Here is an 11,976-nt window from a genome sequence, read left to right as displayed (position 1 = left end):
CCCGGGTCGACGGCACCCCGGGGAACCGCTCGGAAAATTCCTCGGGAAATTTTGAAACCGGACATTTGGGGTACAGCTGCGGTTCCCGTATATCGGACACGGGCCGACCGACCTACCAGTTGGTCGGCCCGTGTCGGTCGTCGATCTTTCAATCATTGGCGGGTGTCCCCTTCGACCCGCGTAATGTAAGGCGATGATCGATCAGGTGAGCGGAGTCTGATCTTCCGGATGTGGAAACCGCAGCGTTTAACGTCCTGTTCATGACTCAGGTGGATGCACGGCCCCAGGCCGGAGACACGGTAAGGGGCGTTGACGCCCCGGGCGGCACCCAGGCCGTACGCACCAAAGGCCTCGGCGGCAACTCCGTCGGCCTGCTCGGCAGTGCCGTCATCGGCATCTCGACCGTCGCCCCCGTCTACTGCCTGACCTCGACGCTCGGCTCCACGGCCGGCGAGGTCGGCCTGCAGATGCCCGCGATCTTCCTCGCGGGCTTCCTCCCGATGCTCCTCGTCGCCTTCGCGTACCGGGAGCTCAACAAGGTCATGCCCGACTGCGGCACCTCCTTCACCTGGACCGTGAAGGCCTTCGGCCCCAAGATCGGCTGGATGTGCGGCTGGGGCCTCGTCATCGCGACGATCATCGTGCTCTCCAACCTCGCCGGCGTCGCGACCTCCTACTTCTGGCTCCTCGCGGGTGAGATCAGCGGCAGTGAGTCCATCGCCGCCCTGGACGACAACAAACTCGTCCACATCGCCACCTGCCTCACGCTCATCGCCGTCGCCACCGCGATCAGCTACCGCGGCATGACCGCCACCAAGGGCATCCAGTACGCCCTCGTCGGCCTCCAGCTCGTCGTCCTCGTCGTCTTCGTGGCGATGGCGCTGTCGAAGGCCGGCGACTTCGAGACCTCGGTCTCCTTCTCCTGGTCCTGGATGAACCCCTTCGCGGTCCAGTCCTTCGCCGCCTTCACCGCCGGCCTCTCGCTCTCGATCTTCATGTACTGGGGCTGGGACGCCTGCATGGCGACCAACGAGGAGACCACCGGCAGCGCGAAGACGCCCGGCCGTGCCGCGCTCATCGCGATGGTCGTGCTCGTCGCCTCGTACCTCGCCACCGGCATCGCCGCGCAGATGGTCGTCGGCTCCGGCGAGGAGGGCCTCGGCCTCGCCAACCCGGAGACCTCCGACAACGTCTTCGCCGCCCTCGCCGGCCCCGTCATGGGCCCGACGCTCGGCATCCTGCTCTTCGTCGCGGTCCTCGCCTCGGCGGCCGCGAGCCTCCAGACGACCTTCATCCCGGTCGCCCGCACGGTGCTCGCCATGTCCACGTACGAGGCGCTGCCGAAGTCCTTCACCAAGGTCCACCCGGTGTTCAAGACCCCCGGCAAGGCCACGATCGTGGCCGGCGTCGCCACCGGCGTCTTCTACACCGTGATGACCCTGGTCAGCGAGAACGTCCTGGTCGACACCATCTACGCCCTCGGCCTGATGATCTGCTTCTACTACGCGCTGACGGCCTTCGCCTGCGTCTGGTACTTCCGCGGCGAGCTCTTCCGCACCGGCCGGGACTTCGCCTACAAGGGCCTGATGCCGCTGCTCGGCGGGCTGATGCTCACCGCCGTCTTCGGCAAGACGCTGTACGACATGTGGGACCCGGCCTACGGCTCCGGCTCCGCCGTCCTCGGCGTCGGCTCGGTCTTCGTGATCGGGGTGGGGCTGCTGCTCCTCGGCGTGGTGATCATGCTGGTCATGCAGCGGAAGAGCCCGGCGTTCTTCCGGGGCGAGATCCTGACGAAGGAGACCCCGTCGCTGGTGGTCGCCGACTGACGACGCTCGTACGTTCCTGAGTCGTACGACCTGAGTCATCCGAAACGCGAAGGCGGCGGGCCCGTGGGGGGTCCCGCCGCCTTCGTCCTCGTTTCCCGGGCGGTTCAGTGCCCGGGCATCAGCCGCTCCACCGCCGCGTTCGCGGGCGGCAGGTCGGGGGTGCCGGCGGGCTTCGCCTTGGGGGTCAGGACGCCGCTGAGCGGGACGACGGAGGGCAGGTTCACGCCGCCGGTGTCGGCGGCGGCGGTTCCGGCGGTCGCGCCGGCGACACCCGCGGCGGCGATGGCGGTCAGGGCGGCTGCGGTGAGGATCCTCTTCATGCCCGCTCCAACGCGGACCGCCCGGATCCGGTTACGAGGACCGGGGCGGCCCGTGGGACCCGTACCGCTTACGGGGCGACGCCGGCCGGCTGCCGGACGGTGACGTTGATGCGGTTGAAGAGGTTGGTGACCGCGACCATCAGCACGATCGAGGCGAGCTGCTTCTCGTCGTAGTGGTCGGCCGCCGCGTCCCAGATCTCGTCCGGCACCGCGTCCGAGGCGTCCGCGAGCCGGGTCGCCGCCTCGGCGAGCGCGAGGGCCGCGCGCTCCTCGTCGGAGAAGTACGGCGTCTCGCGCCAGGCGGCGACGGTGAACAGCTTCTCGTCGCTGACCCCGTGCTTCCGCGCGCTCTTCGCGCCGAAGTCGACACAGAAGCCGCAGTTGTTGATCTGGCTGGCCCGGAGGTGCACGAGCTCCAGGGTGGACTCGGGGACCCCGCCCTGGCGGGCGGCCTTCACCAGGTCCATGATCGCCGCTCCGGCGTCGGGCAGGACGTAGGCGGGGTTGGTCATACGGGCCTTGGGCTCGTGGGCCATGGTGATCGCTCCTCGGCGTCTCTCGTGCGGCGTCTCTCGTGCGTCGCTTCCACAGCAATGACGGAGGGGGCGACGCGGATGTGACAGGACCGGAGAACTTTTTTCGAAAGACTTTCCGGGAAGTCCCCCAAGGAGTCCTTACGCGGCCCTGCGCGGCCCTGCGCGGCCCTACGCCTCCGCGATGAGCGCGGTCGCGACCGTGCGGAAGCCGAGCCGTCCGTAGAGCCGGGCCACGTCCGCGTCCGTCGCCGACAGGAACACGAGCTCCGCGCCCCGGGACCGGGCGTCCGCGACGAGGGCGGCCGTCACCGCGAGCCCGAGGCCGCGGCGGCGGGCCGCCGGGACGGTGCCGACGCCGACGACCTCGGTGACCGGTCCGACGGGCTGGTGCTGCCCGGCCGCGAGGGCGCCGCCCGTGCCGTCGAGGGCCGCCGCGAGCCGGGTCAGGCCGGCCGCGATCCGCTCGGCGATCCGCTCGGCGGTGCCGGGCTGCGGGTCCATCCCGAAGGCGGCGTACGGGGCGGCGACGGCGGTCTCCAGGGCGGTGTCGTCGGCGTCGACGATCCGCACGGTGACCCCCTCGGGGTCCGGTACGGCGAGCCCGTCGCCCTCCAGGACCATCAGCGGGTGCTCGTGGACGGTGAGGCCGCTCGCCTCCACGGCGGCCCGCAGCCCCGGGGTCGTCTCCGCGACCCACTCGAAGGCCTCGGGCACCCCCAGCTCCCGCTGCCGGGCCCGTACCGCCTCCACGGCGTCGAGCGGCACCTCACCGGCGTGACCGAGCGCGGGACGGGCGTAGTACGGCCAGCCCTTCCCCTCCTGCACGAACAGGGTCAGGGGCCCGTGCGCCTCGGCGCGGGCGGAGGAACGGGGGACGGCGTCGTAGAACGTCTCGATTCGCTGCAGCACCGGGCCACGGTAGAGGGCGGGGCGGGAAGGCGCAGGCGGTTTTTCCGGCGGACAGGACGGAACCGTCGATGGCATGATCCCGTCACTCACTGCAGGCGTGGGACGAAGGGGGATCCATGAGCCGCACGAGGTACACCTGCCCGAGCTGCGACCGCGACGACCTGGTGCAGGCCGTGCCCGCCGTGTACCTGGCGGGCCGGGACGCGGTCACCAGCCGTGAGCGGGACAGCGACGGCGACATGCGGACCGTGACACGGACCGTGTCCACCGGGCTCTCCGACGCGCTCGCGCCGATGCCGGCACCGCCGACGTACGCGATCGGCTGCCTCGGCGTCCTCGCCACGGCCGTCTCCATCGGCACCTTCCTGGGCGGGGTCCTCGCCGGCAAGTGGTTCAGGGACGAGCCCGCGGACGAGCCGCAGGAGTCGCAGTGGCCGGGCGGCTGGTCCGCGCCGGAGGTGCCCGCCGCGGCTCCGCCGGACCTCGATTTCCTGGGCTGGATCTCGGCGTTCGCGCTGCTCGCCGCCGTCCTCGTGTTCGCCGTGATGCTGCGGCGCCGGGCGACCTTCGCCCGCCTGACGCGCAGGCGCCACCACGCCGAGGAACTCTGGTCGCACGGCTGGTACTGCCACCGCTGCGGCACGGTCCACTTCGAGGACGTCCCGGGCGAGGACCGCACCCCGCTCAGCCTCCAGCGCTTCCGCGAGAAGGTCTGGGAGCACGGCGGGTACGGCGACCTGGCGGGGGAGCGGAGGGTCGTGGACTCGGTCCGTGACTGACGGACAACCCGTGTCGTGCCCCTCGGAAAACCACGCTCCACCCCCTACCGTGCCGCTATGCGGATCTCGACCACGATCTTCCTGACCGACGAGACCATCACCCCCGTGCGGCTCGCGCGCGAGCTGGAGGCGCGCGGCTTCGCGGGGCTCTACCTCCCCGAGCACACCCACATCCCCGTCGAGCGGACCACGCCCTACCCGCAGGGCGGCGAGCTGCCCCGGGAGTACGGCCGCATCCTCGACCCCTTCGTGGCGCTCGGCCAGGCCGCCGCCGTCACCGAGCGCCTCGGGCTCGGGACCGGTGTCACGCTGATCGCCGAGCGCGACCCGATCGCCCTCGCCAAGCAGATCGCGACCCTCGACCACCTCTCCGGGGGCCGGTTCACCCTCGGCGTCGGCTACGGCTGGAACCGGGAGGAGGCCGCCGACCACGGCGTCGACTGGGCGACCCGCCGGGAGCTCACCCACGACCGGCTCGCCCTGATGCGGGCCCTGTGGGCGCCGGAACCCACGGCGTACGAAGGGGAGTTCGGCCGCTCCGTCCGCGCCTCGCAGGCCTGGCCCAAGCCGGTGCGCGGCGGTGCGCCCCGCATCCTCCTCGGCGGCGCGGCGGGCCCGAAGCTCTTCGCGCGGATCGTCGCGGAGGCGGACGGCTGGATGCCGATCGGCGGCCGGGGCCTCACGGAGTCGCTCCCGGTCCTGCGCGAGGCCTGGGAGGCCGCGGGCCGCGACCCGAAGGCCCTCCAGGTGGTCCCGTACGCGGTCCTCCCGAACGCCGGCAAGTTCGCGCACTTCGAAGGGCTGGGCTGCGACGAGGCCGTCCTCCAGCTGCCGCCGGGCGACGAGACGGAGGTCCTGAGGGTCCTCGACCGGTACGCGCGGTTCGCTTGAGCGGCGGCCCCCGTGGGCGGGGAGGTCCACCTTCCTCCGGGGACCCGAACCCTCCCCGCCCCACCCGCTCGTATGCTCGGTTCATGACGGATCACCAGGCAGCACGTCCCACCGAGAACGCCATGCGCCGCGCCCTCAAGCGGGCCAGGGACGGGGTCGCGCTCGATGTCGCCGAGGCCGCCGTGCTGTTGCGGGCGCGAGGGGACGACCTGGCGGATCTCGTCGCGTCCGCCGGGCGGGTGCGGGACGCCGGACTCGAGGCCGCCGGGCGGCCCGGGGTCATCACGTACTCGAAGAGCGTGTTCATTCCGCTCACCCGTCTCTGCCGGGACAAATGCCACTACTGCACCTTCGTCACCGTGCCCGGCAAGCTGCGCCGGGACGGCCACGGGATGTTCATGTCGCCCGACGACGTGCTCGACATCGCCCGGCGCGGCGCCGAGATGGGCTGCAAGGAGGCCCTGATCACCCTCGGCGACAAGCCCGAGGACCGGTGGCCCGAGGCGCGGGAGTGGCTCGACGCCCACGGGTACGACGACACGATCGCGTACGTACGGGCCATGGCGATCCGCATCCTGGAGGAGACGGGACTCCTCCCGCACCTCAACCCCGGCGTGCTGTCCTGGACCGACTTCCAGCGGCTCAAGCCCGTCGCGCCGTCCATGGGCATGATGCTGGAGACGACCGCGACCCGGCTGTGGAGCGAGCCGGGCGGTCCGCACCACGGTTCGCCCGACAAGGAACCCGCCGTGCGGCTGCGGGTCCTGGAGGACGCCGGGCGGTCCTCCGTGCCCTTCACGAGCGGCCTGCTGCTCGGCATCGGGGAGACCGTCGAGGAGCGCGCCGAGTCGCTGTTCGCGCTGCGGCGCGTGGCGCGGACCTACCACTCGATCCAGGAGCTGATCATCCAGAACTTCCGCGCCAAGCCGGACACGGCCATGCGCGGAACACCCGACGCCGACCTCGACGACCTGGTGGCGACCGTCGCCGTCGCGCGGCTCATCATGGGCCCCTCCGCCTGCCTCCAGGCCCCGCCGAACCTCGTCGACTCCGCGTACGAGCGGCTCATCGCCGCCGGCATCGACGACTGGGGCGGCGTCTCCCCGCTCACCATCGACCACGTCAACCCCGAGCGGCCCTGGCCGCAGATCGACGAACTCGCCGAGCGGTCGGCCGCCGCCGGCTTCGAGCTGCGCGAACGGCTCTGCGTCTACCCGGAGTTCGTCCAGCGCGGCGAACCCTGGCTCGACCCCCGGCTCCTCCCGCACGTCCGCGCCCTCGCCGACCCCGAGACCGGCCTCGCCGACCCCGACGCACCCGTGCGCGGCCTGCCCTGGCAGGAGCCCGACGAGGCCTTCACCGCCACCGGCCGCACCGACCTGCACCGCACCGTCGACACCACGGGCCGCACGCACGACCGGCGCGAGGACTTCGACGAGGTGTACGGGGACTGGGAGGCCCTGCGCGAGGCCGCCGCCCCCGGGATGGTCCCCGAGCGCATCGACGCCGACGTCCGCGAGGCCCTCGCCGTCGCCGCCGACGACCCGACGAGGCTCACCGATCCCCAGGCGCTCGCCCTGCTGCACGCCGACGGGCCCGCGCTCGACGCCCTCACCCGGATCGCGGACGACGTCCGCCGCGCGGCGGTCGGCGACGACGTCACGTACATCGTCACGCGGAACATCAACTTCACCAACGTCTGCTACACCGGCTGCCGTTTCTGCGCCTTCGCCCAGCGGCGCACCGACGCCGACGCGTACACCCTCTCCCTCGACCAGGTCGCGGACCGCGCCCAGCAGGCCTGGGAGGTCGGCGCCGTCGAGGTCTGCATGCAGGGCGGCATCCACCCCGACCTGCCCGGCACGGCCTACTTCGACATCGCGCGCGCGGTGAAGGAACGCGTCCCCGGCATGCACGTGCACGCCTTCTCCCCGATGGAGGTCATCAACGGCGCGACCCGCACCGGCCTCTCGATCCGGGAGTGGCTGACGGCGGCGAAGGAGGCCGGGCTCGACTCGATCCCCGGAACCGCCGCCGAGATCCTCGACGACGAGGTCCGCTGGGTCCTCACCAAGGGCAAGCTGCCGACCGCCACCTGGATCGAGGTGGTCACCACCGCGCACGAGCTGGGCATCCGGTCGAGCTCGACGATGATGTACGGGCACGTGGACCAGCCCCGGCACTGGCTCGGCCACTTCCGGACCCTGTCCCGCATCCAGCAGGAGACGGGAGGCTTCACCGAGTTCGTGACGCTCCCCTTCATCCACACCAACGCGCCCGTCTACCTCGCGGGCATCGCCCGCCCCGGCCCGACCGCCCGCGACAACCGCGCGGTCATCGCCATGGCCCGGCTCCTCCTCCACCCGCACATCCCCAACATCCAGACCAGCTGGGTGAAGCTGGGCACGGAGGGCGCCGCCGAGATGCTCCGCTCGGGCGCCAACGACCTGGGCGGCACCCTGATGGAGGAGACCATCTCCCGGATGGCCGGGTCGAGTTACGGCTCGTACCGCTCGGTCCGCGACCTGGTCGCCATCGCGGACGCGGCGGGCCGCCCGGCGAAGCCCCGGACGACCCTCTACGGGGAGGTCCCGGAGGAACGGCAGCGGACGGCGGCCGCCTCCGACGGCCACCTCCCGGAACTGCTGCCGGTCCTGCCGGCGGAGTGAGGCTCAGCCGACCAGCAGGTCCTTCTTCAGCTCCTTGAGCTCCTGCTGGTCGATGCCGAGGCCCTTCCGCAGGTACGCGCGGAAGGAGCCGTACTCCTCCTCGACCTCGGCGAAGCTCGCGTTGAGGTACGCGGGACGGACGTCGAGCAGCGGCTTGTAGACGGCGGCCTGCTGGGCCGGGAGGTGGGAGAGGATCGCCTCGTTGGCGGTGGCCCGGTAGGCGTTGCTGGCGAGGTAGTCCGCCATGACCGTCTCCTCGGGGACGCCGAGGGCGGTGAGCAGAGCCGCGTTCGACCAGCCCGTGCGGTCCTTTCCGGCGGTGCAGTGGAAGAGGACGCCCCGGCGGTCGTCGTCGGCGATGCCGTCGTAGACGGCGGTGTAGGCGGTACGGGCGGTGTCGCCGCTCACCATGAAGCGATTGCCCTCGACCATCATCGCCTCGGCCTCGGCGGGGCTCTTCGGCATCGACGTGAAGGTGCCGGCGCCGGCGAGGACGTCGGCGACGACGTGCGTGGCGCCGACCGGGACGCGGTCGGGGGCGGTGGTCCGCTCGGACTCCATGCGCAGGTCGAAGACGGTGCGGACGCCGAGGCGCTTCAGCGTGGCGAGGTCGGCGTCGGTGAGCTTCTCCAGGGAGTCGGAGCGGTAGACCTCGCCCATCTTCACCCACCGGCCGTCGCGGGTCCGGTAGCCGCCCGCGTCACGGAAGTTGACCGTGCCCTGGAGGCGTATCAGCCGGTCGGCGAGGTGCAGCGGGGCGCCGCGCTCGGGGACGAGGTCGAACCAGCGGCGGTCGGCGGCGGCCAGGCCGGAGACGGTGACCGAGCCGGTGGCGCCGCCGCGGGCGACCGTGCGGCCGTCGGTGCGGATCGCGACGCCGCGGGCGCCGGGGGCGGACCACGTGACGGTGTAGGTGCCGCCGGCGTTCTCGGTGACGGTCGCGGCGGTGAAGGGGATCCGGTGGTCCGACCGGGAGTGCGGGTGCGCGGAGGCGGCGGGCGCGGTGATGCCGACGAGCAGCGCGGCGGCGAGGGCCGCGGTCGAGACGGTCTTGACTCGTGTCACGAGGTTCATGCCGTGGATCGTTCAAGTCGCAACCGAACCTCGGGTGAACTGCGGTCAAAAGCGGCCTGAAGGGCGTCGGATCACATAACGTTCCGGCCCCCGGACGGGCGTACCCGGTCGATTACAGTGCGGCGAGGAACCGTCAGCGAACCGCCGACCGGGGGAGGTCACGTCGTGGCCACGACAGCCGCAGCCGTGTGGGGCCGTGCCGAACAGCAGGACTTCCGGGCCCGCGTACGGGGCTGTCTCCTCGGCGGAGCCGTCGGCGACGCGCTCGGGGCGGGGGCCGACGGACTCACCCTCGCGGAGCTCCGGGAGACCCACGGACCCGACGGCCTGACCGAACCCGCACCCGCGTTCGGGCGCCGCGGAGCCGTCACCGCCGCCACCCAGATGAGCCTGTTCACCGTCGACGGACTGATCCGCGCCCAGGTGCGCCGCGACACCGGCGCCTGGCACCCGCCCACCGACGTCCACCGGGCGCACCTCCGCTGGGCCGCCACCCAGCGCGACTGGGGCCCCGACGAGCGCCGCAAGGACAACGGCTGGCTCGCCCGCGAGGAGTGGCTCTACACCCGCCGCAACCCGCCCCGCGCCTGCCTCACCGGCTTCGGCGACGACCTCCTCGGCACCCTCGACAAGCCCAAGAACCCCGGGGCCGCCGACGCCGGCGCGCTCGTCCGCTCGGCCCCCTTCGGGCTGCTCGTCGGCTGGGAGCCGCAGCTCGTCTGCCAGCTCGCGGTGGAGTGCGCGGCGCAGACGCACGGCGCCCCCGAGGCCACCCTGGCGGCGGGGGCCCTCGCGGTCACGGTGCACGGGCTCGCGCGCGGCGGCTCCGTCGAGGCGGCGGTGGCCCGCGCCCTGGAGCACCTCGCGGAGCGCCCGGGCCACGAGCCGGTCACCGAGGCCCTCACCGCGGCCCTCGGAGCCGTACGGGAGGGGGCGCCGGACGCGGAGCGCGTGGCGGCCCTCGGGGCGGACGAGGACGGGGCCGAGGGGCAGTTGGCGGCGGCCGTCTACTGTGCCCTGGTCGGCGAGGACGTCCGGCACGGGCTGCGGCTCGCCGTGAACCACGACGGGCCCTCGTCGGTCACCGGGGCGCTCACCGGCGCGCTGCTCGGCGCCCTGCACGGCGAGACGGCCCTCCCGCCGGCCTGGCTGGCCGAACTGGAGGGCCGTGCGACGGTCCTGGAACTGGCGGACGACTTCTCGATGGAGATGACCCAGGGGGCCGCCCTGCACTCGGCCACGGAGGCCTCACCGGGCTGGCTGACGCGCTACCCGAGGGGCTGATCGGCGGTTCGTTCGCCGCCGCCCTGCGCGGGTACGGAGGCGACGCCGTCGCTCCCGTCCCCGTCCCCGTCCCCGTCCGGGTCCGTGCCGATCCGGTGCAGGAGCGCGTCCCGCTCCGGGGTGTCCTCCGGCCTGACGAGGCCGATGAGGACGTACAGGACGAGGGAGGTGGCGAGCGGCGAGACGATCTGGATCTGGAGCTCGATGCCGTCGAGGCCGTAGTTGGTGAGCCAGAAGACGAAGAGCCCGGCCGCCCAGGAGACGAGGGCCGCCGTCGGCCCCGACTTCCGGAAGGTCTTCAGCAGGCCCAGCATGAACGGGATGGCGATCGGGCCCATCAGACCGGCCACCCACTTGATGACGACGGTGATGATGTCCTTGAAGGTGGGGGAGTTGACCTGGGTGGCGACCGCCATCGACAGGGCGAGGAAGGCGATCGTCGACCAGCGCGCGGCGAGCAGCCCGGCCCGCTGCGTCCAGCTCCGCGCGGCCTTGCTGAGGACGGGGGCGATGTCCCGGGTGAAGACGGCCGCGATGGCGTTGGCGTCGGAGGAGCACATGGCCATGGTGTGCGAGAAGAAACCGACGACGACCAGGCCGAGGAGGCCGTGGGGCAGGAGCTGTTCGGTCATGAGGGCGTACGCGTCGGAGCCGTCGGGCTTCTGCGGGTCGACGAGCAGCGGCGCGACCCACATCGGGAAGAAGAGGACGAGCGGCCAGACGAACCAGAGGACGGCGGAGAGCCGCCCGGAGCGGGTGGCCTCGCGGGCGGAAGGCGTGGCCATGTAGCGCTGGGCCTGGTTCCACATGCCGCCGCTGTACTCGAAGGTCTTGATGAAGAGGTACGCGAGCAGGAAGGTCAGCGTGTACGGGCCGGCCGTCGGCGCGGTGTGCCCCTGGAGCTCGGGGCGGTCCCACACGGTCCACAGCGCGCTGAACCCGCCGAGCTTGCCGAGGACGGCGACGAGCATCGCGATGCCGGCGAGGAGCTGGATGACGAACTGGCCGAGTTCGGTGAGCGCGTCGGCCCAGAGTCCGCCGACCGTGCAGTAGATCCCGGTGACGACGCCGGTGATGAGGATGCCCTGGTTGAGGGAGATGCCGGTGAAGACGGAGAGGAGGGTGGCGATGGCGGCCCACTTGGCGCCGACGTCGACGATCTTCAGGAGGACGCCCGACCAGGCCAGGGCCTGCTGGGTGGGGAGGTTGTAGCGGTCCTTGAGGTATTCGAGCGGGGAGGCGACCCGGAGGCGGGAGCGGAGCCGGTTGAGGCGGGGCGCGAAGAGGTGGGCGCCGATCGCGATGCCGATGGCGATGGGGAAGGACCAGGTGACGTAGGAGGTGACGCCGTAGGTGTAGGCGATGCCCGCGTAGCCGGTGAACATCACGGCGCTGTAGCCCGACATGTGGTGGGAGATGCCGGAGAGCCACCAGGGCATCCGGCCGCCGGCGGTGAAGAAGTCGGAGACGGTGTCCACGCGCTTGTGGGACCAGACGCCGATCGCGACCATCACGCCGAAGTAGCCGATGAGCACGGCCCAGTCGAGACTGTTCATTGAGCCCCCTCCAAGGGGTCCGGTCCGCCTTGTGAACGCCGTTCATCGTGTGGCGAGTTGCAAGGCAGGGACAATGCAATGGAGGGTCAAGGGACAGTAAAATCGTTCTGTTTACTGACCCCTGTTCACATC

At 72.0% G+C, this 11,976-nt stretch carries 10 protein-coding genes; 5 read left to right on the top strand and 5 right to left on the bottom strand.

The window, feature by feature from the left end:
• The first annotated feature begins 260 nt into the window (after window positions 1–260).
• Window positions 261–1,826 carry an APC family permease gene (locus OG580_RS15075; RefSeq protein ID WP_267044191.1) on the top strand — a complete coding sequence of 522 codons (1,566 nt, stop codon included), beginning with the start codon at window positions 261–263 and terminating at the stop codon, window positions 1,824–1,826.
• Between the two features lie 104 nt (window positions 1,827–1,930).
• Here OG580_RS15075 and OG580_RS15070 read toward each other — a convergent pair whose 3' ends face one another.
• From OG580_RS15070 to OG580_RS15060, 3 genes are all read right to left on the bottom strand, one after another.
• On the bottom strand, window positions 1,931–2,146 hold the full coding sequence (locus OG580_RS15070; protein WP_267044190.1) for a hypothetical protein: 216 nt from the start codon (window positions 2,144–2,146) through the stop codon (window positions 1,931–1,933).
• 68 nt (window positions 2,147–2,214) lie between these two features.
• Window positions 2,215–2,682, bottom strand: coding sequence for a carboxymuconolactone decarboxylase family protein (locus OG580_RS15065; protein WP_267044189.1), 468 nt, complete (start codon window positions 2,680–2,682; stop codon window positions 2,215–2,217).
• Between the two features lie 168 nt (window positions 2,683–2,850).
• Window positions 2,851–3,591 carry a GNAT family N-acetyltransferase gene (locus OG580_RS15060; RefSeq protein ID WP_267044188.1) on the bottom strand — a complete coding sequence of 247 codons (741 nt, stop codon included), beginning with the start codon at window positions 3,589–3,591 and terminating at the stop codon, window positions 2,851–2,853.
• Between the two features lie 116 nt (window positions 3,592–3,707).
• On the opposite strand from OG580_RS15060, the gene OG580_RS15055 reads away from it, so the two are divergent.
• The 3 genes from OG580_RS15055 to OG580_RS15045 all read left to right on the top strand — a co-directional run bounded on the left by OG580_RS15055 (window position 3,708) and on the right by OG580_RS15045 (window position 7,930).
• A complete protein-coding gene (locus OG580_RS15055) occupies window positions 3,708–4,370 on the top strand; it encodes a hypothetical protein (RefSeq protein WP_267044187.1) in 663 nt (220 codons plus the stop codon).
• Window positions 4,371–4,427: 57 nt separating this feature from the next.
• The gene (locus OG580_RS15050; RefSeq protein ID WP_267044186.1) at window positions 4,428–5,261 is read left to right on the top strand and encodes an LLM class F420-dependent oxidoreductase; all 834 of its coding nucleotides are present in this window, start codon (window positions 4,428–4,430) and stop codon (window positions 5,259–5,261) included.
• Window positions 5,262–5,344: 83 nt separating this feature from the next.
• Window positions 5,345–7,930 carry a bifunctional FO biosynthesis protein CofGH gene (locus tag OG580_RS15045; protein ID WP_267044185.1) on the top strand — a complete coding sequence of 862 codons (2,586 nt, stop codon included), beginning with the start codon at window positions 5,345–5,347 and terminating at the stop codon, window positions 7,928–7,930.
• 3 nt (window positions 7,931–7,933) lie between these two features.
• On the opposite strand, the gene OG580_RS15040 is transcribed toward OG580_RS15045, so the two are convergent.
• Window positions 7,934–9,004 carry a tyrosine-protein phosphatase gene (locus OG580_RS15040; protein ID WP_267044184.1) on the bottom strand — a complete coding sequence of 357 codons (1,071 nt, stop codon included), beginning with the start codon at window positions 9,002–9,004 and terminating at the stop codon, window positions 7,934–7,936.
• 165 nt (window positions 9,005–9,169) lie between these two features.
• Here OG580_RS15040 and OG580_RS15035 point away from each other — a divergent pair, with 165 nt between their 5' ends.
• Window positions 9,170–10,288 carry an ADP-ribosylglycohydrolase family protein gene (locus OG580_RS15035; RefSeq protein ID WP_267044183.1) on the top strand — a complete coding sequence of 373 codons (1,119 nt, stop codon included), beginning with the start codon at window positions 9,170–9,172 and terminating at the stop codon, window positions 10,286–10,288.
• Here the strand turns inward: OG580_RS15035 and OG580_RS15030 are convergent.
• Window positions 10,273–11,844: a sodium:solute symporter family protein gene (locus OG580_RS15030; protein WP_267044182.1), complete on the bottom strand. Its 1,572-nt coding sequence runs from the start codon at window positions 11,842–11,844 to the stop codon at window positions 10,273–10,275. The genes OG580_RS15035 and OG580_RS15030 overlap by 16 nt on opposite strands.
• Window positions 11,845–11,976: the final 132 nt, after the last annotated feature.

The organism is Streptomyces sp. NBC_00094 (assembly GCF_026343125.1).
Taxonomy (GTDB): Bacteria; Actinomycetota; Actinomycetes; order Streptomycetales; family Streptomycetaceae; genus Streptomyces.
Note: the sequence above shows the minus strand (reverse complement) of the source record. Positions and strands in the feature narration are given on the sequence as shown.

Excerpts from the sequence above, each read along its gene's own strand:
- OG580_RS15040 (WP_267044184.1), bottom strand. The coding sequence starts at position 9,004 with ATGAACCTCGTGACACGAGTCAAGACCGTCTCGACCGCGGCCCTCGCC.
- OG580_RS15065 (WP_267044189.1), bottom strand. The coding sequence starts at position 2,682 with ATGGCCCACGAGCCCAAGGCCCGTATGACCAACCCCGCCTACGTCCTG.
- OG580_RS15050 (WP_267044186.1), top strand. The coding sequence starts at position 4,428 with ATGCGGATCTCGACCACGATCTTCCTGACCGACGAGACCATCACCCCC.
- OG580_RS15030 (WP_267044182.1), bottom strand. The coding sequence starts at position 11,844 with ATGAACAGTCTCGACTGGGCCGTGCTCATCGGCTACTTCGGCGTGATG.
- OG580_RS15070 (WP_267044190.1), bottom strand. The coding sequence starts at position 2,146 with ATGAAGAGGATCCTCACCGCAGCCGCCCTGACCGCCATCGCCGCCGCG.
- OG580_RS15045 (WP_267044185.1), top strand. The coding sequence starts at position 5,345 with ATGACGGATCACCAGGCAGCACGTCCCACCGAGAACGCCATGCGCCGC.
- OG580_RS15075 (WP_267044191.1), top strand. The coding sequence starts at position 261 with ATGACTCAGGTGGATGCACGGCCCCAGGCCGGAGACACGGTAAGGGGC.
- OG580_RS15055 (WP_267044187.1), top strand. The coding sequence starts at position 3,708 with ATGAGCCGCACGAGGTACACCTGCCCGAGCTGCGACCGCGACGACCTG.